This is a genomic window from Sphingopyxis sp. (assembly GCF_041916015.1).
GTDB lineage: Bacteria > Pseudomonadota > Alphaproteobacteria > Sphingomonadales > Sphingomonadaceae > Sphingopyxis.
In genome coordinates this window covers 12,165-35,602 of sequence record NZ_JAYSAH010000049.1, presented here as the reverse complement: position 1 = coordinate 35,602, position 23,438 = coordinate 12,165, and the positions used below count along the sequence as shown (strand labels likewise).

Below are 23,438 nucleotides of genomic sequence, written 5' to 3'. Positions count from 1 at the left end.
GCAAACGGCTTATATTTAATGCACGCCGCTTTAGGCGTCGGCCCAGCGGCGGAGCAGATTGTGGTAGGTGCCGGTGAGTTCGATCACCGAGCGGTCGCCGCCGCCCAACTGGCCGGTCAAGCGCTGGATCGACTGGTCGAGCCCGAACAGCAGCCGCCGCGCGTCATTATCGCGCACCATCGACTGGAGCCAGAAGAAGGAAGCCGTTCGGACCCCGCGCGTTACCGGAGTGACATGATGGAGGCTAGACGACGGATAGACGACCGCGTGACCCGCGGGCAGCTTCACCTGTTGCGTCCCGAAATAATCCTCGACGACGAGGACGCCGCCGTCATAGGCATCGGGGTCTTCGAGGAAGACCGTCACCGACAGGTCGCTGCGCAAACGGAAATCCGATCCGCGCTGGATGCGGACGGCGTTGTCGACATGGGTGCCGAAGGTCTGTCCCTCGCCATAGCGGTTGAACAGTGGCGGATAGACTTTGAGCGGTAGCGCGGCGGCGAAGAACAGCGGCGAATTGCCGAGCGCATTGAGGATGATCGTGCCCGCTTCCCGCGCCGCGGGGCTGCCTTCGGCGAGCTGCTCATTGTTCTTGGCCAGCGCCGCCTGCGGGCCGGAGGTGGCGTTGCCGTTGATCCAGGGCGCAGCGTCGATGATCTGGCGCACGCGCGCCACGGTGTCGGTGTCGAGCAGGTCGGGGACCGAAATCATCATGGCTTAGCCTCCTGACCCGCCACCAGCGCGGCCACGCCATCGGTGCGCAGCCGTTCATTATCAGACGCTGCGAGCCAGGCTTTCGCCTTTTCCATGAAAGCCGGTGTCGCCGTCTCACCGACACGGCCGAGCCAGTGCAGCACGCCATCGATATCGCCGACATCGGCCAGCATTCGCGCGTGGTTGAAGCGCCCGCGAAAATCACCGCCTTCGGCTGCGCGGCGATAATGGTCGGCCGCGACGGCCAGGTTGCGTTCGACCACCCATCCGTCTTCATGGAAGCTGCCGACGAAGTTGATCGCTTTTGCGTTCCCCATAGCGGCTGCACGCCGGAACAAGTCGAGCGCGGCAGGCTTGTCCTCGGCCACGCCCTGACCGAGCGCGAGCAGGGTGGCGTAATTATAGAGCCCCCAGTCGAGCCCGCGGTCGGCGGCAAGCCTGAACCATTCGGCGGCGCGCGCCTTGTCGATATCCACGCCCCAGCCGAGGTCGTAGCAGCGGCCGATCATGTTGATCGCCATCGCGTGGCCCTGCTCGGCGGCCTTGTGGAACCAGCCGATTGCGGCTTGCTGGTTCTGCGGCACCCCGTCCCCGTCGAGCAGCATCTGGCCATAGATCGCCTGCGCGTCGGCGAAACCCGCCTCGGCGGCGAGCCGGATGGCGGCGGGGCGCTCGGGATTGGCCGGCGCAAAGAGCGCGGAGAGTTCCTCCGCGCTCATTGCTTTCAGCCGGTCGATGTCGAGCGTCGCCATGACCCCCGCTTAATATTTGAAGTTCAGCGTCGCAATGGCTGACCGTCCGGGCGCGATCGCCGCATAGTGCGACGTGTACACCTGATTGAAATAGGTCTTGTTGGTCAGGTTGTTGACGTTGACCGACAGGTCGATCTTGTCGTTGAAGGCATAGCCGATCCGCGCGTCGAAGCGCCAATAGCTCGGCACCGTGCGATAGATGATACGCGTCGCCGGATTGATCGTGACATTGCCCTGTGCGTCCTGCGTCGCCGAACGGTTGTCCTGATAGCCGCCGAAGACCCGGCTCGAATAGAAGGCGCCGCCACCCAGCGTCAGCCCCTTGACCGGCTCGACATTGGTCCAGAGCGTGAAGCTGTGCTTCGCGGTCTGCGGGAAGCGCTTGCCGGTGTTGATCGAGGGGACCGCGACGGGTTGTGCTTTCTGGCTGCCGACGGCGGGCGCCGTCAGGATCGTGAAGCCGCCATCGACGATCTTGGCGTCGAGATAGGTATAGCCGCCGAAAATCGTCCAGTTCGGCAGGATCGTGCCGTTGAAGCCAAGCTCGGCGCCGCGGATTCGGCGTTCGCCGATGAACTGCACCGTATTGGCGTCGCTTGTCACGCGGGCGTTCTTGGTCTGGGTCTGGAAGACCGCTGCGGTGAGCGACAGCCGCGAGTCGAACAGATCGGCCTTGGCGCCGGCTTCCATCGACTTGGTGCGTTCGACTCGGAGAGCATCGGCGGCGGCCTGCGCGGCCGCCTGCGGATTGGCCGCGGTCACGCTGCCGAGGCCGTTCTGCTCCTGACCTTCGCCGAGGAGGCTGTTCGGCGGGGTCGCCGCGGTCGCGTAGGAGGCATAAAGGCTGACGTTGCTGACCGGCTTGAAGATGAGGCCGGCCTGGTAGTTGAAAATATCGTCCTTGCGGCGGACTTCGGGACGCGTGCCGTTGAGCAGCGGCAGTTTGACCTTCGAGGTGAAACTGTCGAACCGGCCGCCGAGATTGACGATCAGATGCTCGCCGATCGAAATCGAATCGAAGGCATAGAGCGCCTTGGTATTGGCATTGTTGATCGTGTGGGCGCCCGGCGCGGCGCGGGTGATCGGCGCTTGGGCCGCGCCGGCGGCGTCGCTGGCATAGTTGACCCACGGATCGTTCGGATTCGGATTGAAGATGCTGGTACAATAATAGCGCGAGATGGTCAGCGTATTGCAGCGCGGGCTGACGGTGTTGCCGCTCGCGAGAATGAAGGCGCCGCGCTCGGCCTTTTCGAGCGAAAGTTCGGCGCCGAGCGCAAAGCTGTGCTCGATCGCGCCCGTCTTGAACTTGCCGTAGAGGTCGGTCTGGTTGGTCAGGCTGTCGGTATAGCCGAAGCGCGTGTTGGCGCGGCGCCAGACATAGCCGCCGGTGACGATGTCGCCCGCTGCGTTACCGGGGTTGACCGGCTTGGTCCCGAACACATTGCCGGTGCTGTCGTCGGGCAGCAGGAAGATATAGGCTTGGCTGTTGTGGTTGAACCGCGACGTGTTGCGGACCTTGATGCCGTTCCCGAAGTCGTGATCGAAGCGCAGCGTCAGCTGGTCGGTCTTGCTGTCGCGGAAGTCGCGGGCCTTCAGACCATAGAAGGTGTCGCGGCTGACGAAGCCGGTTTCGCCCGAAATGGTCGTGATGTTGCCGAGCGCAGGCTCGTTGTAGGTCGTGCCGAGCGGGGCGTTGGCGATCGAATAGAGGAACGGAATGCCGCTGTCGGGCAATTCGTCGGTGTCGAGGTGATAATAGGAGAAGGTGAGCTTGGTCGGCCCCTCGATGCCGATCGCGATCGACGGCGCGATGCCCCAGCGCTTCTGGAAGATCGCGTCGCGTCCGGCGACATCCTGATCGTGCCACATGCCCGCGACGCGGACCGCGACGTTGCTGCCGATGACATAGTTTACATCGCCGGTGATGCGCTTGTAATCGTCGGTCCCGACCGAGATCGCGCCACTGATGAAATTCTCGCGCTGCGGCAGTTTCGAGATGATGTTGAGCGAGCCGCCCGCGCTGCCGCGGCCGCCGAGCGTCGAATCCGAGCCGCGCACGACCTGGATCTGTTCGACCGCGAAGACCTCGCGCGTCTGCGCGCCGATGTCGCGGACGCCATCGACATAGGTGCTGCCCTGGCTGTCGAAGCCGCGGATGAAGGGGCGGTCGCCGATCGGGTTGCCGCCCTCGGCCGCGCCGAAGGTAATACCGGGGACGGTGCGCAGCGCCTCGACCAGCGTCGCCGACCCGGTTTCCTTGATCACCTGCTTGTCGACGACGACGATCGAGCGCGGGGTATTGATCAGCGGCGCGGTCGCTTTCGGCGTGTCGCTTTGAACCTGCTGGCCGTTGACGATGATCGACTCGCGATCCTGATCGGCAGTCGCCGCAGCGTCATCGACGGCTTCGGCCGCCATGGCGGGGGAGGTGGCGATGAAACCGACGCAGGAGAGCGCGAGGAAAGAGGCGGAAGAGCTTTTCACGGAAATACCCCCTATTGGTTTGGTTGCCCGCGCCGCTATTGAGAGTCGTTCTCAGTGTCAATGATTATTGATAATCATTCGCGATATTGTCGCTATTTTGTCGCAAGCGCGCGGATGGGAGCGCGCTAGCGCCGCCGCTCCAGCCACCAGCTCTGCCGCCAGCCATATTGGCTTGCGACGGGATCGCCCGCGGGGTTGGTCGCCGGCCTGAAACGGAACCGGTCTTCGATCAGGCGACAGGTCGTCGCGTCGAGCGACGCATCGCCGCTCGAGCGCGTGACGCGGCAGCCGGTAACGCGGCCGGTAGGCTGGATGGTGAAACGCACTTCCACCTCGCCCCCGACGCGGGCGCGCGAGGCGTCCTTCGGATAGTCGTTGTCGCGGATCGTACCGCTGCGCCAGGCGGCCTTGGTGCCGCCGCCGCCCGTGCCCTGACCCGATCCGCCCGCGCCCGTCCCCGTGCCGCTGCCGCCTGCACCCGAGCCGGGGCCGGGAGTAGGTGTCGCGCCCGCCGAGGCATCGCTGCCGGTTCCGGGTTGCGGTGCTGCCGGGATCGGCGGCGGCTTCGGAGGCGGAAGCTTGGGTATGGGCGCGGCGACGGGCGCCGCCCTGGCGTGCTTGTTGGCGGCCGATGCCTTGCCGCTCTCGTGCTCGGCGGCGGTCGCGGCGGGTTTCGGTGCTTCGCGCGGCGGCGGCGGCGCGGGGAGGGCGATGGCGCTGATCGCCTCGCTGGCCGTGCGGATCGTCTTCAGATCGAGCCCGCTCGCGAGCACGAGGCCGACCGCGACGACGATCGCCAGCGTGCCGCTGCCCGCGGCCAGCCGCTGCCTTGTCGTGATCCGCCCCGAATAGGCCATGCCATGATCCAGAGCGCGCGACCGGCGCGCGCTTTCGCCCCGAACCCTAAAGGAACTCGTCTAGCGTGGACATGAACCGGTCGAACTGGTCGTGGTGCAACCAGTGACCGGCATTTTCGAACTCGATCACGCGCGCGGTGTTGAAATGAACAAGGCGGCCGTCCTTTTCCGGATTGGAGGCCCAGCTGTCGGCGCCATAGAGAAGCAGCGTCGGGCAGGTGATCGCCGACCAGAGCGATTCGATGTCCGCCTGCGGCAGATCGACCACCGGCCAGACGTTCAGATAATTGTCGAACTTCCAGCTCCACGTCCCGTCCTCGTTGCGGCTGATGCCGTTGACGGTGAGGTGGCGCGCCTGCTCGGGGGTCAGATAGGCATTTTCGGCCATCATCCGCGCGAGCGCATCGTCGAGCGTCGCATAGCGGCGCGGCGTCCGGCCCGCCGCCTGCCTTTTGTCGTCGATCCATTTGCGGAAACGTTCGGCGAAGGGCGTCGCGGCCCGCTCGGCCAGCACCTTGGGCGAGGGGCCGAGTCCCTCGATCGCGACCAGCTTGCGGACATTTTCGGGATAGAGGCCGGTATAGCGCAGCGCGATATTGCCCCCCATCGAATGCGCGACGATCGTTACCGGCGCGAGGTCGAGCTGGTGGACGAGCTGCGCAAGGTCATAGACGAAGGCGCCCATCTCGTAATTGCCGTCGGGCGCCCAGGCGCTGTCGCCATGGCCGCGCAGGTCGGGCGCAATGACGTGCCAGCGGTCGCGCAGCTTCCCGGCGACCCAGTCCCAGTTGCGGCAATGGTCGCGACCGCCGTGGATCAGGAGCAGCGGCGGCGCCTCTTCATTGCCCCAATCGACATAGTGCAGCTTCAGCCGCTGCGAGACGAAACTGTTCGAGGTGGGACCGGCACTTGCCATCGGCGCATCCTTGTTGTCTGGTTGCGTTTCAAAAGGCGACTGGTCTCGATCCGTCAAGCCCCATCGCCGCAACTGGGAGAAACGGGAGTATGTCGACCTTTCGGGACAATCTGCTGGCGGGCAAGACCGCTTTCGTCGCCGGCGGCACGAGCGGGATCAACCTCGGCATTGCCAAGCGCTTCGCCGAACTCGGCGCGAAAGTCGCGGTTGCAGGACGCGATCCCGACAAGGCGCAGCGCGCCGCCGCCGACATCGGTCCGGGCGCGCTCGGCCTGTCGGGCGACGTCCGCGACTATGCGGCGATTCGCGGGGTGATGGAGACGGTCGCCGACAAGCTCGGGCCGATGGATATCGTGATTTCGGGCGCGGCGGGCAATTTTCTCGCGCCGGTGCTCGGCATGTCGTCGAACGCGTTTCGGACCGTGGTCGATATCGACCTCAACGGAACGTTCAACGTCTTCCGCGGCTGTCATGACCTGCTCAATCGCCCCGGCGCGTCGCTGATCGCGATCACCGCTGGGCAGGCAGTCAACGCCTCGGCGCTTCAGGCGCACGCCTGCGCCGCGAAGGCGGGGATCAACCAGCTTATCCGCGTCCTCGCGCTCGAATGGGGGCCGGAGGTGCGCGTCAACGGCATTTCGCCGGGGCCGATTGCCGATACCGAGGGCATGGCGCGGCTCGCGCCCGACGCGGCATCGCGCGAGGCGCATTATGCCCGGATCGCAATGAAGCGCTGGGGCAAGGTCGAGGAGGTTGCCGAATCGGCGGTGTTCCTCTGCTCGCCCGCGGCGGGCTACATCACCGGGACGATCCTCGATTGCGACGGAGGAAGCCAGATCGGCGACGCCTCGCGCGGCGATCTGGCGAAGGGCATGGCGTAGGAGCCCCGTCTTCCGTGCCTCTGCGAAGGCAGGGGCCCATCTTCTATGCTATCGATTTCCAGAGCCATTTGCGGGATTTCGTGACGGCACGAGATGGGCTCCTGCCTTCGCAGGGGTACAGGCAATGCAAAAGATGCTGAAAGCAAAAACGCCGCCAACCTGTTGGGGTGGCGGCGTTTTGAATGGTGGGCGTGGCAAGGATTGAACTTGCGACCCCTGCGATGTCAACACAGTGCTCTACCACTGAGCTACACGCCCATCCCTTGGGGTGACGCGCCCCCTAAAGGCACGCGCGCCGCTTGGCAAGCCTTTCGTTGAAGTCTGTTTCAGTCAACTGAAACAGTTCGGCACCGGCCCGCTCCCCCACCCGGCCTCCCTACTTTAGTAGCCTATGGGAGGCCGGGTGGGGGAGCGGGCCGGTGCCGAGCCTGGAATTTAAGGCTGGCTCGATCGGTCGGCGCGGCCGAAGAGATTGTCGACCTCGCGCACCAGATCCTTGAGGTGGAAAGGCTTCGACAGGAGCTTCGCCTGCGGCACATTCTCCTCGGCGCGCAGCGATACGGCCGCGAAGCCGGTGATGAACATGACCTGCGTTTGCGGCGCGGCCTTCGCCGTATGCTGCGCGAGCTCGATCCCGTCCATTTCAGGCATGACGATGTCGGAGAGCAGCAGGTCGAAGGTCCCCGAATCGATATAGGGGACCGCCGCGGTGCCGCGGTCGACCGCGGTCACATGATAGCCGGCGCTGGTCAGCGCCCGCGCCAGATATTCGCGCATCACATCATCATCTTCGGCGAGCAAAATGCGAATCATCTGAAAATCGGTTCCCTGGCCCCGCGAAGCGCCGGTCTGCTCCGGCCGCCTCCTGTTTAGCTCTTTGTCCTGATAGCGCGAGACCTTTAACAAATTCGGTCCGGCTGGATTCATCTGTCGATTTTTGGCACGCTTTGCCGATGTCGTATCGCGCGCCGCCGTCCTCCGTCCTCGCCGTCGATCGTCCTGTCCATGCGGGGCCGGTCGTCGTGTCGGTTTCGCACGCCGGGCGCATCTATCCGCCGGAGATATTGGCCGCGGCGCGCGTCGGGCGTCCCGAGCTGGAGCGGCTGGAGGATAGCTGGTGCGACCTGATCGCCGCGCGGGCAAGCGATGCCGGCGCGATGGTCGTCCGGGCATTATGGGCGCGCGCGGTTGCGGACTGCAACCGCGGCGAAGGGCAAATGGCGCCGACCGAGGTCGCGCCCGCGCTGCGCCCGCGCTTCTCCGCGCCGGGGCGCAAGGAGCGCGCGGGCCTCGGCGTGGTGCCGACCCGGCTTTCGGATTGCGGGCCGCTGTGGCGGCGGCCGATCGACGCGGCCGCGCTCGACTGGCGGCTCGACAGCTTGCACCGACCCTATCACGCGGCGCTGGAGGCCGAGCTTGGGGTGGCGCGTGCGCGCTTTGGCCATGCCGTTCTGATCGATCTGCATAGCATGCCGCCGATTCCGCGCGGGCAGGCGGGCCATGGCGCAGGCGTCGTCATCGGCGACCGCTTCGGCGGCACAGCGGGGGGCTGGCTGATCGATCTCGTCGCCGATCATGCGAACGGCCTCGATGTGCCGGTGTCGCGCAATCAGCCCTATGCGGGCGGGCATATCGTGCGGACGCACGGGCGTCCGGCGGAGGCCCTTCATGCGGTGCAGATCGAGATCGACCGCAGCCTCTACCTTCATCCTGACCGCACCCCCGACGAGGCGCGGCTGGCCGTATTGCGCGGATGGTTCGAGGCGCTTGTCGAGCGAATCGGGCAGGCGCGTCCGGCCAGCGAAGACCTGCCGCTCGCCGCCGAATAAAAAACCACCTCGTACCGGAGTACGAGGTGGCCAGGGTCCAGGGAGGACGCACCCGCGTCAAGCGACGGGGCACTCGCCGCGATGGAAAGGGGGAAAACCACGGCGGCGTAACGACAATCTATGCATTGTCGCGCCGACTTACAAGGGCCGTTGATTACAAAAGAAACCGATCCGGCAGGGTGCCGGTTTTCGCGCGCGAATACGGCCTGCTGTGGAGGCGATTCTAGGGCAGGAGTAAGCTGGTCGGGGAGAGAGGATTCGAACCTCCGGCCCCTGCCTCCCGAAGACAGTGCTCTACCAGGCTGAGCTACTCCCCGACCGATCTTTGCACCGGCGGGCCGGTGCGAAGGCAGGGCGGTCCTCTAGACGCGCAAATTGCGAACATCAAGCGTCAATCGGTATCGCCGCGACGATTGTTCGCGCTAGAGGAGACCGGCGCCGCGAAAGCTGAAATGACCGCTTTCAATGAAAATCAGATGATCGGTGAGATCGATCCCGATGAGCCGCAGGAACTGGCTTGCCTCGCGCGTGCAGCGCGCGTCGGCGTCGCTCGGCCGCGCGATTCCCGACGGATGATTGTGCGCCATCAGCACGGTCGCGACGCGGCGGCCGAGCAGGCGGTGCCAGCATTGCGGCGTGATGATGCAGCGGCCCGTCGCGTCGCCGATGGCGCTTTCCAGGCCGACGAGTCGCGCATAGGCATCGAAGCCGGCGAGCAGCACGATCTCGCGGTCGGCGAAGAACATCGGGCGGAGCAGGTGACGGGCGAGCGTGTCCTCGCTGTCGCGCGGAACGAAGCCCGCGACGGCGCCCGGTTGCGGCCGTTTGTCGATGGGTTCGTGCAGGGTCATCCTTGCCCCATGCCCCTCTGCAAGGCCCCGTCCAACCGGGGATTGGGCCGTATCGGACGATTGCCGTTCACGAGAGCCCGTGCCCCTCGTCGCGGGCCTTGTCGTGCCGTCCAGCGAGGCCTAGCAACGAACAGGACGATCAGGAGAGAGTTTTGCCCGATTCCATCCATTATGAACTGCAATATCTCGACCTGATGCGCCGCATCTGGGTCGAGGGCGACGAGCGTATCGACCGCACCGGGGTCGGCACGCGCTCGCTGTTCGGCGAGACGATGCGATTCTCGCTGAGGGACGACGCAATCCCGCTGCTCACCACCAAGCGCGTCTATTGGAAAACCGCGCTGCGCGAGATGCTGTGGTTCCTGACCGGCGACACCAATATCCGCCCGCTGGTGGCGCAGGGCGTGAAAATCTGGACCGACTGGCCGCTCGAAAAATATCGCATGGCCACCGGCGAGGCCATCAGCGCCGAGGATTTCGAGGCGCGGATCATCGCCGACGGGGGCTTCGCTGCGAAATGGGGCGATCTTGGTCCCGTCTATGGTCATCAGTGGGTCAACTGGCCGCGCTACGAACCGGCGGGCGAGGGGCTGTTCCGCCGTGCAAGCCAGGGACACAATCAGATTGCGGCGCTGATCGACTCGCTTCGCAACAATCCCGGATCGCGGCGGCATATCTTCACCGGCTGGAACGTCGCCGACCTCGACCGCATGGCGCTGCCGCCCTGTCACATGACCTATCAGTTTCATGTGCGCAGCGACGGCGGGCTGTCGTGCCTGCTCTTTCAGCGCTCGTGCGACCTCGGCCTCGGTTTCGCGTTCAACGTTTTCGAAGCTGCGCTGCTCACGCGTCTAATTGCACAGCAATGTGACCTTTATGCACACGAACTGGTGTGGACGGGCGGGGACGTCCATCTCTACCGCAACCACGCGGACCTGGTCGAAGAACAATTGTCGCGTGTGCCCGAAGGCAGCCCCAAGCTGCGTATCCTGAGGCGACCCGACAGCATTTTCGATTATCGGTTCGAGGATTTCGCGGTTGAGGCCTATGCCCCGCAAGCGCATATTTCTGCGCCTGTCGCGGTCTAACGGCTGACGTTGCATTCTTCTGGCGGCCGTAATATTATGTCGCCACGTTGAAATATAACTAGGCGCCGATTCGCGCCCCGAAGGACGAGGATATGCCCGAAATGCCCCCCAAGGCGAATTTGGGGCGCCCGGCGAGCAACCTGCCGCCGCTGTCGCTTCACATTCCCGAACCGCGCTATCGTCCCGGCGACACGCCGGACTTCGGCGATATCGAAGTTCCCGCCGTCGACGCGACCCCGCGCCCCGGCGAGGCGACGAAGCCCGATGCGATGCGCGAGCTGTGCTATGGCCTCGTTCGCGTGCTCGATTTCGACGGGCAGGCGAAGGGGCAGTGGGATCCCAAGATCGCGCCAGAGCGGCTGCGGGTGATGCTGCGCACGATGATGCTCGTCCGCGCCTTCGACGACCGCATGTTCCGCGCGCAGCGGCAGGGCAAGACCAGCTTCTATATGAAGTGTACCGGCGAGGAGGCGACCTCGGTCGCCTCGACGATGGCGATCGACCGCGCCGACATGTGCTTTCCCAGCTATCGCCAGCAGGGCATCCTGATCGCGCGCGACTATCCGCTGATCCAGATGATGAACCAGATCTATTCGAACCGCGGCGATCATCTGCTCGGCCGCCAGCTTCCGATCATGTATTCGGCGCCCGAACATGGTTTCTTCAGCGTCTCGGGCAATCTCGCGACCCAGTATCCACAGGCGGTGGGCTGGGCCATGGCGTCGGCGTCGAAAGGCGACAGCCGCATCGCGACCGTCTGGTGCGGTGAGGGATCGTCGGCGGAGGGCGACTTCCACTCGGCGCTGACTTTCGCGACCGTCTATAATGCGCCGGTCATCTTCAACGTCGTCAACAACCAGTGGGCGATCTCGAGCTTTTCGGGCTTCGCGGGCGGCGAGCGCACGACCTTCGCGGCGCGCGCGGTGGGCTACGGCATCGCCGGTCTCCGCGTCGATGGCAACGATCCGCTCGCGGTTTATGCGGCGACGCAGTGGGCGGCCGATCGCGCGCGGACCAACAATGGCCCGACGCTGATCGAGCATTTCACCTATCGCAGCGAAGGCCATAGCACCTCGGATGACCCCAGCGCCTATCGCGCCGCCGACGAAGCGACTGCGTGGCCGTTCGGCGACCCGATCCTGCGCCTGAAGCAGCATCTCGAAACGCTCGGCGAATGGGATGGGGAGCGCCACGCCGCGCAGGCGAAGGAGCTCGAAGAGCTGGTCAAGACGACCCAGAAGCAAGCAGAAAAGCTCGGCATTCTTGGTCACGGTATGCACCAGCCGTTCGAGACGATGTTTCAGGACGTGTTTGAGGAGATGCCCTGGCACCTGCGCGAACAATGCGATCAGATGCTCGCCGAGCAAACGGCCAAGTTCGGCCCCGACTGGAAGCCCGAATGATGCCAGAATCTTCAAGCGCCGAAATCGAAACCGCCACCAAGACCATGAACATGATCGAGGCGATCAACAGCGCCATGGACATCATGCTCGAACGCGATCCCGCGACCGTGGTGATGGGCGAGGACGTCGGCTTTTTCGGCGGCGTCTTCCGCGCGACCGCGGGGCTGCAGAAGAAGCACGGCAAGACCCGCGTCTTCGACACGCCGATCAACGAATGCGGCATCATCGGCGTCGCGGTCGGCATGGGCGCCTATGGCCTGCGCCCGGTGCCCGAGATCCAGTTTGCCGACTATATCTATCCAGGCCTCGACCAGCTCGTTTCAGAGGCGGCGCGGCTCCGCTATCGCTCGGCGAACGATTTCATCTGCCCGATGACGGTGCGCACGCCCTTTGGCGGCGGCATCTTCGGCGGCCAGACGCATAGCCAGTCGCCCGAGAGCATCATGACGCATATCTGCGGTGTGAAGACGGTGATTCCGTCGAACCCCTATGACGCCAAGGGCCTGCTGATCGCGGCGATCGAGGACAACGACCCGGTCGTCTTCCTTGAGCCCAAGCGCATCTACAACGGTCCGTTCAGCGGCTATTACGACCGCCCGGTCGAGCCCTGGTCGAAGCATGATGCGAGCGCGGTGCCCGAGGGCTATTACCGCATCGACCTCGGCAAGGCCGCGACGGTGCGCGAAGGCGAGGCGGTAACCGTGCTCGCCTATGGCACGATGGTGCATGTCGCGAAGACGATCATCGAGGAGCGTGGCATCGACGCCGAAATCCTAGACCTCCGCACCTTGCTGCCGCTCGACATCGAGGCGATCGAGGCGTCGGTGAAGAAGACCGGTCGCTGCCTGATCGTCCACGAAGCGACGCGCACCTCGGGTTTCGGTGCCGAGCTGGCGGCGCTGGTACAGGAACGCTGCTTCTATCATCTGGAGGCGCCGGTCGAGCGCGTGACCGGCTTCGATACGCCGTACCCGCATAGCCTCGAATGGGCCTATTTCCCCGGACCGGTGCGCATCGCGACCGCGCTCGACAAGATTCTGAAGGACTGACCGCCATGGCTCGTTATTCGTTCCGCCTGCCCGACATAGGCGAAGGCATCGCCGAGGCCGAGATCGTGGCATGGCACGTCAAGATCGGCGACCGCATCGAGGAAGACGCGCAGCTTGCCGACATGATGACCGACAAGGCGACCGTCGAAATGGAATCGCCGGTGTCGGGGATCGTTGTGGAGATCGCGGGCGAGGTCGGCGACATGGTATCGATCGGCTCGACGCTGGCGGTGATCGAGACCGACGGTGAGGTTGCGGAACCTGCTGAAGAAGCTGTCGAGGAAGAGGTTGTGGCGGAAACGCCCGGTGCGGAGACGGTTTCGGTGGCGGAAACGGCGCGGCCTCCTGAACCCGTTCGCGCTGAGCTTGTCGAAGCGCCGTCCTTGCCTTCCGAAGAGAAAAACAGTCCTTCGACAAGCCCAGGACAAACGGGGCATGGAAAGTCGGTTTTGGCCTCTCCCGCCGTCCGCGCTCGTGCGCGCGATCTCGGCGTCGATCTCTCCCAGGTCCATGCCGAGGGCGACCGCATCCGCCATGCCGACCTCGACGCTTTCCTCCGCTACAGCGGCGGGCAGGGCTATCACGCCCCCGGCGCCAGCCGCGCGCGCGCCGACGAGCCGGTCAAGGTCATCGGGATGCGCCGCAAGATTGCCGAGAATATGGCGGCATCGAAGCGCGCGATCCCCCATTTCACCTATGTCGAGGAAATGGACGTCACCGCGCTCGAGGAGATGCGCGCCGACCTCAACGCCAACCGCGGTGGGCGACCGAAGCTGACGATGCTGCCTTTCCTGATCGTCGCGATCTGCCGCACGATTCCGCAATTTCCGATGATCAACGCGCGCTACGACGACGAAGGCGGCGTCGTGACGCGTTTTGGCGTGGTGCATCTCGGCATGGCGACGCAGACCGACGCCGGCCTGATGGTTCCGGTGATCCGCGACGCGCAGGACAAGAATGTGTGGCAACTCGCGGCCGAGATCACCCGCCTCGCCGAGGCCGCGCGCACCGGCAAGGCCAAGGTCGAGGAACTCACCGGCGGCACGCTCACCGTGACCTCGCTCGGTCCGCTGGGCGGAATTGCTACGACTCCCGTCATTAACCGGCCCGAGGTTGCGATCATCGGTCCGAACAAGATCGTCGAGCGTCCTGTCTTCGACGGCGATGACATCCGCCGCGCGAAGCTGATGAACCTGTCGATTAGCTGCGACCATCGCGTCGTCGATGGCTGGGATGCCGCGAGCTATGTGCAGGCGCTCAAGAAACTGATCGAAACGCCGGTGCTGCTGTTCGCCGATTGACGCGCTCGTCATTGCGAGCGCAGCGAAGCAATCCAGAGCGGTTTACGCCGACCCTGGATTGCCGCGTTGCCTTCGGCTCCTCGCAATGACGAAGTTGTTTAAAGCCCCAGCCCGGCAAAGCTCGTCTGGTCGAACTTCAGCTTGAATGTCACATAGACACCCGAGCGCGAGAAACGCGCGTCCTCGAAATCGCGGTCGTGGAAGCCCGCGAAATTATAGCCGAGGGTGATATTGGCGTTCTTCATCGGCGCCAGCGTCACCGTCGGTCCGCCGGCCCATGCCACGGTGTCGCCGCCGGTGCCGATCCGCGCGGTGCCCGAGGCACCGACGTCGATATGCTCGCCGAGGTTGAAGCGGAAATCGGCGCCGAGCAGGTTCGACCAGCCCTTCACATCGTCCGCGCCGAAGCGGTCGAAATTATAGCGCGTGCCCCAGAAAAAGCCGATTTCGGCGCGCTCCAACCAGCGATTGCCGCCAATGAGACCGCGGCTGCCGAGTGGCGTCCAGTTAACCGACAGACTGTTGAGCAGGCGGCGGCTCGTCGCGTCGCCATCGATCGTCAGCGCCGCGCCGCCGATCGGTCCGGGCTGGCCCGCGACGGCATCCCGCACCTTGTCCGAGCGGAATTCGCTCTTGTTGAGCCAAGAGATTTGGGAATCGGCGGGCCGGTGTGCCCAGCTCGCCTCGAAGCTGATAACCTCGGTGGTCGGCGTCGCGCCGCTGCCGCTCGCCTTCGCATAAGTGAAGAGTGCGCCGAGGGCGCTGCCCTCGCCGAGCTGGCGGAGTCCGCCGAGCGTCAGGCCGTAACGGTTGGCCAGTTCGCCGTCGCGATATTCGGCGCGACCCGTCAATGTCCAGCGCTCGGCGCGCCAGGTTGCGCCGGCGGTGATCGCGGTGAAGTCTTCGGTCAGCGTGCCGTTGCCGCCGAGGAAACCGCCCGAAGCGACAGGCTGATCGACGTTGAGTACATCCTTGGCACGGATGCCCCCGATCGTGCGATTGCCGTCGAGTGACAGGTCGATCGACCAATGCTCGTCGAGCTTCAGCGACTGCGACAGGCCATAGGCGGCGAAGCTCCGCGGGCCATATTCGCCGATGTCCTGTTGGTTGGCGGTGGCGAGAAGACGGGCGCCGGCCCACGGTGCAAGGTCGAAGCCGATCCGGGCGGTGCGCGCCTTGACCGTGTCGCCATCGGCGATTTCATAGCTGCCGACCAGATTGACGTCGCGCGTTATCGCATAGCGCGCGCCGATGCGGTGGCGGGTCGGAAAATCGACGCTCGCATCATCGCCGCCGAGCGCGAATTCGGTCTGCGCGTCGAGCTCGAGCTTCTTGTCGAACAATCGCTGCGTCGCGCCGAGTTGAACGATGTTCGACGTGTTGCGCGAGCCGTCGGAAAGACGGTCGTCGGCGTGGGTCAGTCCCGCACGCATCACGGTGGTGCCATTGTCATATTCGACGAGGGCACTGGCCGCGCGACGGCGCGCATCGACATCAAGATAATCTTCCTGCCAGGCGCTGCCGGTGATCGACAGGCCGCGGCGCGCCTTCACGCGGGCGTCGAAGCCGAACTTGCGGGTGCCATTCTCGCTGCCGCTGAGCTGGCCGGTGCCGAAACCTGTTTCCCGTGTCCGGATATAGGCGAGGACGTCAATCGCGCTGCTGTGATGTTCGGCTTCGATGAGCCATGCTTTCGCTGTGCCGGCGGCGGGCGTGCTGCCGCCATTCTTGGTCTTGGCATCGCTCACGGCATATTCGGCGCGCACTTCGGTATCGATGGCCGGGCGATAGCGCGCGTCGACTCCGCCGAGGTTGGTCCTGGCGCTATTATCCTCGTCATGGATGAAGGTCGCACCGACGCGCAATTTCTCGTCATTAGACTGGTAGCTGACGCGGCCACCGGCGTTAAGCACTCGCTCGCCGATCCCGTCGACCTCATATTCGGCGACGATGAATTGCGGATCGAGATTCGATGAGCGGCTGAGAACCGGCGCACGGAAGCGGATCGTGCCGGCGAGATAGTCGATGTCATAGTCGATGTTGCGCGTCAGGCTGACGCTCTCGACGATGCGCTCGCTGTGCAGCCGGTCGCGCGTCTCGATGACGATGCGTTCGCTGTTCGGCAATATATCCCGCGCGCCGAGCTGGTACGGTCCGGTCAGGCCATTGCCCTGCAACTCGTCGCGGCGGAAGCGATAGGGCGTATCGGCCGCGAAGGCGGTCGCGGCGACATTGCGGCCGCGATACTCGGCTTTGGCGCCATTTAGGGCGCGCTGGTAGCGGGCGAGTTGCGGTTCCGAAATGCCCGTCTCGATATCGCCGAACATCGCATAGAATTGCGGGCGTTCGAGGCGCAGATAGAGTTTGCGCACCGACGCGGCGTCGTAGCGCGTCTCGTTGCGGTCGGCGTAGATGGTGTAATAGGCGCGCGGGTCGATCACGCCGCCGAAGCGTGCATCGTCCTTGTCCTTGTCGCTGTCATAGGCCAGCGTCATCAGCCATTTGCCCCGGACGCGGCCCTTCGCATAGAGCGCGAGGCGCGCATCGGCATTGAGGTCGTCGAGCGTCTCGGCCACCGGCTCCATGCGATCGTCGAGCGTGTTGTAGCCGATCGTTCCCGCCGCGAAGCCGACGACGGTCCACGGCCGGTCGCCCGGATCGAGCCAGGTTTCGATCGTCTGCTTGCGGATTACCTTGTCGTCGCGGAAGGCGAAGTCCATCGTCAGCGTGCCCGAGGCGGTCGTCGGCTCGAGTTCGATATAGGCGATGCCGTCGTCACCGTTGACATGCCAGACGGGCTGCGCCCGTTCGAGACCCGCAAGCTGGCGCGCCTGCTGGGCGTCGGTTTCGACGGCGGGATAATAGGGCGCGGGGACGGCGAAATCGCCCGTCAGCCCTGCGCGGACCGGCCTGCCGTCGCGGTCGGTCAGGCGCACCGCAATCACGGGGCGCGTCACGCCGTCGGCGACCAGCACCGACTTTTCGCGAAGCAGAGTCGCGCGCATCGGTGCGATCGCATAATGGACGCTGCGTTCGAGGGTCTGAACGACCGCGCCATTGGCGTCCGTGACGGTCGCCACGAGCCGGTTGTCGCCCTCGCGAATCTCGATCCCGCGCCACAGGCTGATCGCGACGAGGCCGTCGGCCGACTTGCTCAACCCCTCGAAGGTCAGTTCGTCGACGGGCTTGCCGTTGATCGTCAGCGAAACCTTTTGCCCCGGAGCGTGCTTGATCGCGGCGCGGATCGCCTTGGTGCGCGGGTTATGGTCGGGTTCGGGGAAGAGCCAGCCGATGCCCGGTGCCTGACCGGCGAGCCAGTCGCGGTTGGCGCCCGCGGCTTCGGGGTCGCTGGTCGGCTTCGGCGCCTCGAATTTTGTCTGTCCCGGCGCGGCGCGCGGTGCGGCGGCCACGGCACGGAAGTCGGCGCGTTTCAGCGAACCGCCGCGCCCCTCGACAAAGCGTGAGATCGCGCTGCCCGCACTCGCCGCCGAGCGGGCGCAGTCGATGGCTTCGCGGTCGAGCGGCAGCGTTGACGGATCGATCTGGACGACATGGAGGCCGGGACGCACGCCCTCGAAATGATAGCGGCCGCCTTCGTCGGTGACGGTGTAGCTGCCGTCCTGCAGCATCACGCGGACGCCTGCGATTCCGGGTGCCTTGCCCGGGTTTACGGCGCAGCCACCATCGGTGATGCGGCCGATGATCGTCATGCGATCGCCGAGCTGGTCGCGCTTGATCGCGATCGTCGCCTCGGCGACATTGCTTGTCGTGCCGCGATTGTCCTCTGCCGAGGCGCGGTTGAGCGCGGTGCCGGGCTGTGCCGAGACGATCACCTCGGCGACATAGGTAAGCAGTGCCGTGCCCGAAGGGGCGACCGAAGGCAGGGTAACGGTGAAGTCGCGGCCGTTCGCGTTGACGTCGGCATCGACGCGCGCACCGTTCACGCGCACCGTATCGGCGCGCAGTCGCATGCCGGCGGGCAGAGCGTCGCTGATTGTCACTGCGCCGGTCGAGCGCCGCGCGTCGCGGTTGGTGACCTCGATACGGTATTGCACGACATCGCCGGGAACGGCGGTCTGCGTCGAGGTCGTCTTGCGCAGGATGAGCGGCAGGCCGGGCTGGTCGACCGGAATATCGACGCGCACCGGCGCCGGGCTGTCGAGCGTGAAGGCGCGCGCATAGCTGGCGTCGGTGATAGTGAAGGGCAGTCCGTCGTCGGGCCGGCGCAGGCCTGCGAGGTCGGCGGCGTTCGTCTTCGACGGCGCAGTAAAGGGCGCGGGCGGTTCGACCAGCAGGCGATAGGAACCCGGTGCGACGAAGGGAAAGCGATAATCGCCCGGAGGGAAAGTGTAGACCTTTCCGCTGGCATCGGTGACATTCTGTCCTGTGACGATCGTTGCCGGGTAGGCGGATACGCCGTCATCGCCGAATACCTGTGCGGGCTGGCCGGTCGCGGTATTGATCAGCGTAACACGGCTGCCTGCGACCGCCGATCCGTCGCCGCTGTCGAAGACGATGCCGAAGGGATCGACGAGAAAGTCGATCGTCGCGGTTGCGACGAGGCTGGCGTTGGCCTGATCGGTGACGCGGAGCTGGATCGGCGATCCGGGATCGACTGACAGGCGGCAATCGCCCGCGACGACCGCGGGCGGAACGCCGATCGTGTTGATGAAGCCGGTGAATTCGCCGCTGTTCGCTGCGGTTTCGGTCAGGGTTATGCGCTCGCTGTCGCCGTTGGCGAGGTCGAGGATGACCGGCAGCGTGTCGATCGCGTTCGGATCGCGGTTCGCGGAGGCGAGGGTGACGCCCACCACCAGCATTTCGCCGGCGCGGAATGCGTCGCTGCTCTGGAGCGAGGCCGGGGCGGTCGGAAGGCCGGCATAGACGCCGGCAAGCTGGATGAGCCGGTCGCTGCTGCGAACGCCCGGATTGGCCGCGCTGCAGCGCGTCGGGACGAGCGGAGCGCTCTTGTTGCCGCCATCATCGACGATACGATAGGTTTTGATGACCGGCTGCTCGGGCGGACGCGGACGCACGGTCACATCGACGCGGTTCGACAGCGTCTGACCGCCACTCCATTCGGCCGACGCGGTATTGCTGATGACCTGCGCGCGCGCCGGCGCCGCCGCGGGCAGCGAGGCTGCCGCAACCAGGGCGGTCATGAAGGAAAGATATGTCCGGCGGAGCTGCATCGCTGGTCCTGATGGAGGCAGCGGAAGGGCGAAATCCCTCCCGCTGCCCCTTCGTTCCGTCAGGTCAGTTGACCGTCGCGCGGAAGACGAGCGTCCGCGTTGCGCCCGCCGCGACCGTCGCGAGCGTACCGGATACGGTCGATCCCGCGATGCTGCCGCCGGCGGTGCCGTCGGTGTTGCAGGTGCCGCCGGATACCGTGCCGTTCAGTGCGATCGGACCGTTGGACAGGCTGTACGTCTGCCCCGTGCCGAGGAAGGTCAGCTGGCTCGGAACGGGGTCGGTGATCGCGACCGATGTCGCGGCGACGCTGCCGCTGTTGGCGACCGCGATGCAATATTCGACGACCGCCCCCGGGATCAGCTTCGGATTCGTGGTTGCATTGACCGGATCCGAAATGACGCGGCTGGACTTGGTGATCGCAAGCGTTGCCGACTGAACGGTATAGTCGTCGGCTGCGCTGTACGCGCCATCGCGCGCGCCGTCGTTCACCCCTGCGGTATCGGCAAAAACCGTGTCCTTGACCGCGGTATTGGCGCCCGTCGTCTGAGTGATCGTGGCGCCCAGCGAGCCGGCTGCGCCGCCCTCGCGCGCGGTTGCGCGGAGTTGCACGACGGCCCGGTCGTTGTTCGCCCGGCCGGCCGGGATGTCCGCCACGACGAACAGGACCACGCTCGCGTCCGCCGCCAGTTCGTCGGCATAGGTGACGAGCGTGTCGGTTCCGGCGTCATAGGTGTTGTTGCCGTTGGTATCACGATAGATCGGAACCGCAGCGACGTCGAAATTGTCGGCGGGCCCCGAGTGCGCGCCGGCGCCGCCCGTCGGCTGCGTCGCCGCGAGCGCGAAATCGAGCGTTTCGTTCGACGTGTTCGTCAGGCGAAAGGTCGTGACGGCGGCCGTCTGTCCGGGAACGACGCTGGTCGTTGCGCCGTCGAGATCGATGACGGTCAGATTGACGACGCGGTCGACGACGAAGGTGTCCGACGCGGTCTGCGAATTCTGTGCGACGCCGCCGACCTGATAATTGACGGTCGCGGTGTTCGTAATCGAGGCACCGGCGGTGGTCCCGGCCGCATGAGCCGGGCCGGCCACGACGATCGACGTCGCGGCCAGGCCGATAGTGCCCCAATAGATCAGCTTGCTGGTCATAGCTGAGCTCCAGGCTTGATCGGCTGCCTATCCCCACCGCCGGCAACCATTAAGCGGTTTTGATCAAAGGGTTATTTAACAACCCCCCTGAACATGAGTTTCCCGGCGCCGCCCGCCGGAATCGGTTTCTGAAAGGCCCAGCGGATGTGCGTCACATCGGCGGGCTGCGCCGGACGGCGGGTGCCATCGGCGAGCGGAACGGTTAGCGTGTCGAGCGTGCCCCAGTTCTTGCCGCCATCGACCGAAACGAGCGGCTGCGTATCGCCGGCGTCGGCGAAGCGGACCGCCGAGGGCAGCGGGTTGGTGATCACAAACTTGTCCGCAGGCTGGGCGCCCGCGTTGCGATAGTTAAGCACGAAAACGAGCCGGTCGCCCGGAACGACGACTTTCGGCTCCTCGAGCAGGACGCGCGGCTTGCCGCTGGCGTCGGTCGTCGCGCGTTCGATGAACACGCTGTTGTCGAGCACGACCTGGTTCGCGGCGAAAGCTTCGGTCGGTGCCAGAGCGGCGAACAAAAGGAAAAGAGCTGTACGCATGTGCATCTCCATCAATTGGCTTTGATCTTGGTCTTGAAGGTGACGGTCCGGGTCTGTCCGCCGGCTACGGTGCCGAGTTGCACCTGAACGCGCGTGCCGTCGTAATTGCCGGCGTCGGCATCGGCGGCGTCGGTCAGTGCGGCGCCGCCGAGAGTCACGGAATTCGGCACATAGTCGGTGTCGGACGGGATAGGGTCGCTGATCGCCAGTCCGTTCACCGAGCCCGAGCCGGCAATATTGGCGACGATCGTATAGGTGATCGTCGCGCCCGGCACTGCCTCGCCACCTCCGAACGGGTCGACGATGGTCGCCGATTTGACGAGCGAGACCGTGGCCGCCGACACCTTGTAGGCGCCATTGTCCTGTCCGTCGGCCCCGGTCGAGCCGACGATCGCGTCGCCGCCGCCTTCGCCCTTGCCGGCAAAGGTCGTTCCGGGCGCTCCGGTGCCGGTCTTGGCGGCCGCGACGAGCGTAACGATACCGCGGTTGCCGTCCACGGCGGTGCCGGGTGTGGTCGCGAGCACGAACACCGTCATAGCCGTGTCGGGCTGCAGCGGCGTTTCGGAACCGGCCGCATAGAGCGTGTCCGTGGGGTCCCACGTCCCGTTGCCGTTCGCATCGATATAGATTTGCGTGACGACCGGGTCGTAATTGTCGCCGCCGACATTGGCGATCGTGCTGAGCGCAAAGGCTTCGGGGCCGTTGCCGGTGTTGGTGACGCGATAGGTCAGAACCTGATTCGTCGCGCCGGGCGTCGTCGCAACGTCGGTCGCGTTGCCCGCGACTGTCACGTCGAGCAGTTCATCGACCTTGAGGTCCACGCGGTTCGAATCGATCGTTTGCGGGCCGCCGCCGCTGTTGAAGCTGGCGCTCGCGGTATTGCTGATCGTCGTTCCGGCATGCGTGCCCGCAGCGTCGGCGGCGGTCGGCGCGAGAAGCGCGGTGGCAAGCGCAAGGGTTGAACAGGAGGGTATGAGAAGCGGATGATGCTTCGCGCCCCCCACAGGCGCTTTCATCATGATTTTGACTCCAAAGCTGGTCCTTGGAGTCCGCCTTCGCGGAAAAAGGGAAATTTCTGGTTAAAATAGCGATAGAAAATAGGATTTTGGCTCAAATGGAGACAGGTGTCGTGGTCCGCCACGCATCGATCGGGCCGACTGGCGCAACGGTCAAAGCTCGCCTAGGATAAGATCGTTAGCGGGGGAGGTATCGGGCGTGGCCGAAGACAGGGGAAGCAAGGATGCACGGTCGGCGCGCACCGGCTCCCTGCACCAGATCGAGGTCGATGATTTTCGGCGCGATCGGCTGCTCGCCGCGTTGGCGCTCATCCTCGGGGCGGCCTTCTGTCTTGGTCTGCCGTTCGCGCTTCAGGCGGGGGCGGAGTTCTTTCTGCCGCTGACGGCGGCGATCGTCATCTCGATCGCCTTGGTGCCGCTGCTCGAATGGCTCGAGCGGCGCGGCGTTCCGTCGGGGCTGGCAGCTTTCCTCTCGCTCGGCGGCTTTCTGATGCTGATCAACGCCGCGCTGGCGATCATCGTCGTCCCCGCGACCGGCTGGTTCGCGCGCATTCCCGAATCGATTCCGCGGATTCAGAGCAATCTCGCCCCACTTATCGATTTTTATGCGAGCTTTCAGCGCTTTGTCGATCGGACTTTGATGTCCGTGGCAAGTGGTACCGAAGCGACGGCGCAGGCGGTCGCGGCGCAGGCTCCATCGTCGGTGATCGACTATTTCATCTCGGCGGCGCCCGCGGCGGCGATTCAGCTCTTCTTCGCCGTTCTCGTCATCTTCTTCTTCCTTGCCGGCTGGACGCGGCTCCGGCGCGGCACGATCCGGCGCCGCGGCAGTTTCGACGGCGCGATGCAGACCGCGCGGGTGATCCAGAATGTCGTCGATGCCACGGCGGATTATCTCGCGACGATCACGATGATCAACGCGATCCTCGGTCTCGTCGTGTCGCTGCTGCTCTGGGCGCTCGGCATGCCGTCGCCCTTCATGTGGGGCGGGATCGTCAGTATCTGCAATTTCGTGCCCTATCTGGGGCCGATCGTCGCGGCGGCGCTGCTCGGGCTCGGCGGGCTGATGACCTTCGACGCGGTCGGATTTGCGCTGCTGCCCGCGCTGATCTTCATCGGCGTGCATCTGGTCGAGGCGAATCTGGTGACGCCGCTCGTGCTCGGGCGGCGCCTGACGATCAATCCCTTGCTGATTCTCGTCTCTCTGAGCTTCTGGGGATGGGTATGGGGGACGCCGGGCGCATTGCTCGCGGTGCCGCTCCTGCTGATCCTGCAGACGATCCTCCATTCGACCGGAACCCCGGATCTTGCAGGTTTCCTGTTCGAGCACGGCACGCTGACGACGACCGACGAGGTGCGCGATCGATTAAATCGCACAAAGGATGAAAGCGACGGTTGACAGGGTGGAGCGCGGCGCATATT

Annotated in this window: 18 protein-coding genes and 2 tRNA genes; 7 read left to right on the top strand and 13 right to left on the bottom strand. The window is 65.2% G+C overall.

What is annotated here, in order from left to right:
• Positions 1-30: 30 nt before the first annotated feature.
• From ACE3SL_RS06850 to ACE3SL_RS06830, 5 genes are all read right to left on the bottom strand, one after another.
• Complete coding sequence (locus tag ACE3SL_RS06850) at positions 31-714, bottom strand: Fe2+-dependent dioxygenase (protein ID WP_374525000.1); 684 nt, start codon at positions 712-714, stop codon at positions 31-33.
• Positions 711-1,466, bottom strand: coding sequence for a tetratricopeptide repeat protein (locus ACE3SL_RS06845; RefSeq protein WP_374524999.1), 756 nt, complete (start codon positions 1,464-1,466; stop codon positions 711-713). Before ACE3SL_RS06845 ends, ACE3SL_RS06850 begins: the two co-directional genes overlap by 4 nt.
• Positions 1,467-1,475: 9 nt before the next feature.
• Positions 1,476-3,950, bottom strand: coding sequence for a TonB-dependent receptor (locus tag ACE3SL_RS06840; RefSeq protein ID WP_374524998.1), 2,475 nt, complete (start codon positions 3,948-3,950; stop codon positions 1,476-1,478).
• Between the two features lie 125 nt (positions 3,951-4,075).
• The gene (locus tag ACE3SL_RS06835) at positions 4,076-4,807 is read right to left on the bottom strand and encodes an energy transducer TonB (protein WP_374524997.1); all 732 of its coding nucleotides are present in this window, start codon (positions 4,805-4,807) and stop codon (positions 4,076-4,078) included.
• A gap of 46 nt (positions 4,808-4,853) precedes the next feature.
• Positions 4,854-5,723: an alpha/beta fold hydrolase gene (locus ACE3SL_RS06830; protein WP_374524996.1), complete on the bottom strand. Its 870-nt coding sequence runs from the start codon at positions 5,721-5,723 to the stop codon at positions 4,854-4,856.
• An 89-nt stretch (positions 5,724-5,812) separates the two neighbouring features.
• Between ACE3SL_RS06830 and ACE3SL_RS06825 the strand changes: the two genes are divergently transcribed.
• Complete coding sequence (locus ACE3SL_RS06825; RefSeq protein WP_374524995.1) at positions 5,813-6,604, top strand: SDR family oxidoreductase; 792 nt, start codon at positions 5,813-5,815, stop codon at positions 6,602-6,604.
• A gap of 183 nt (positions 6,605-6,787) precedes the next feature.
• On the opposite strand, the gene ACE3SL_RS06820 is transcribed toward ACE3SL_RS06825, so the two are convergent.
• Together ACE3SL_RS06820 and cpdR are read right to left on the bottom strand one after the other, a co-directional pair.
• A tRNA-Val gene (locus ACE3SL_RS06820) sits at positions 6,788-6,862 on the bottom strand.
• A 177-nt stretch (positions 6,863-7,039) separates the two neighbouring features.
• On the bottom strand, positions 7,040-7,417 hold the full coding sequence (gene cpdR / locus ACE3SL_RS06815; RefSeq protein WP_329628501.1) for a cell cycle two-component system response regulator CpdR: 378 nt from the start codon (positions 7,415-7,417) through the stop codon (positions 7,040-7,042).
• A gap of 140 nt (positions 7,418-7,557) precedes the next feature.
• Here cpdR and ACE3SL_RS06810 point away from each other — a divergent pair, with 140 nt between their 5' ends.
• Positions 7,558-8,433 (top strand): N-formylglutamate amidohydrolase, encoded by an 876-nt coding sequence (locus tag ACE3SL_RS06810; RefSeq protein ID WP_374524994.1) that lies wholly within the window; start codon positions 7,558-7,560, stop codon positions 8,431-8,433.
• Between the two features lie 240 nt (positions 8,434-8,673).
• On the opposite strand, the gene ACE3SL_RS06805 is transcribed toward ACE3SL_RS06810, so the two are convergent.
• Together ACE3SL_RS06805 and ACE3SL_RS06800 are read right to left on the bottom strand one after the other, a co-directional pair.
• Positions 8,674-8,750 (bottom strand) — tRNA-Pro (locus ACE3SL_RS06805).
• Positions 8,751-8,855: 105 nt separating this feature from the next.
• A complete protein-coding gene (locus ACE3SL_RS06800) occupies positions 8,856-9,284 on the bottom strand; it encodes a JAB domain-containing protein (RefSeq protein ID WP_374524993.1) in 429 nt (142 codons plus the stop codon).
• Between the two features lie 152 nt (positions 9,285-9,436).
• Here ACE3SL_RS06800 and thyA point away from each other — a divergent pair, with 152 nt between their 5' ends.
• The 4 genes from thyA (at position 9,437) to ACE3SL_RS06780 (ending at position 14,125) form a co-directional block, all read left to right on the top strand.
• Entirely contained in the window at positions 9,437-10,372 is a 936-nt protein-coding gene (thyA, locus tag ACE3SL_RS06795; RefSeq protein ID WP_374524992.1) for a thymidylate synthase, read from the top strand.
• Positions 10,373-10,464: 92 nt separating this feature from the next.
• Entirely contained in the window at positions 10,465-11,775 is a 1,311-nt protein-coding gene (locus ACE3SL_RS06790; protein ID WP_374524991.1) for a 3-methyl-2-oxobutanoate dehydrogenase (2-methylpropanoyl-transferring) subunit alpha, read from the top strand.
• Between the two features lie 44 nt (positions 11,776-11,819).
• Positions 11,820-12,824 (top strand): alpha-ketoacid dehydrogenase subunit beta, encoded by a 1,005-nt coding sequence (locus ACE3SL_RS06785; RefSeq protein ID WP_374524990.1) that lies wholly within the window; start codon positions 11,820-11,822, stop codon positions 12,822-12,824.
• A gap of 5 nt (positions 12,825-12,829) precedes the next feature.
• A complete protein-coding gene (locus ACE3SL_RS06780; protein WP_374524989.1) occupies positions 12,830-14,125 on the top strand; it encodes a dihydrolipoamide acetyltransferase family protein in 1,296 nt (431 codons plus the stop codon).
• A 98-nt stretch (positions 14,126-14,223) separates the two neighbouring features.
• Here ACE3SL_RS06780 and ACE3SL_RS06775 read toward each other — a convergent pair whose 3' ends face one another.
• The 4 genes from ACE3SL_RS06775 to ACE3SL_RS06760 all read right to left on the bottom strand — a co-directional run bounded on the left by ACE3SL_RS06775 (position 14,224) and on the right by ACE3SL_RS06760 (position 22,019).
• Complete coding sequence (locus ACE3SL_RS06775; RefSeq protein ID WP_374524988.1) at positions 14,224-19,287, bottom strand: hypothetical protein; 5,064 nt, start codon at positions 19,285-19,287, stop codon at positions 14,224-14,226.
• A 94-nt stretch (positions 19,288-19,381) separates the two neighbouring features.
• The gene (locus tag ACE3SL_RS06770) at positions 19,382-20,464 is read right to left on the bottom strand and encodes a hypothetical protein (protein WP_374524987.1); all 1,083 of its coding nucleotides are present in this window, start codon (positions 20,462-20,464) and stop codon (positions 19,382-19,384) included.
• Between the two features lie 71 nt (positions 20,465-20,535).
• Entirely contained in the window at positions 20,536-21,000 is a 465-nt protein-coding gene (locus ACE3SL_RS06765; protein ID WP_374524986.1) for a hypothetical protein, read from the bottom strand.
• Between the two features lie 11 nt (positions 21,001-21,011).
• On the bottom strand, positions 21,012-22,019 hold the full coding sequence (locus tag ACE3SL_RS06760) for a hypothetical protein (RefSeq protein WP_374524985.1): 1,008 nt from the start codon (positions 22,017-22,019) through the stop codon (positions 21,012-21,014).
• Between the two features lie 247 nt (positions 22,020-22,266).
• Here ACE3SL_RS06760 and ACE3SL_RS06755 point away from each other — a divergent pair, with 247 nt between their 5' ends.
• Positions 22,267-23,415 (top strand): AI-2E family transporter, encoded by a 1,149-nt coding sequence (locus ACE3SL_RS06755; RefSeq protein ID WP_374525172.1) that lies wholly within the window; start codon positions 22,267-22,269, stop codon positions 23,413-23,415.
• Positions 23,416-23,438 lie beyond the last annotated feature (23 nt).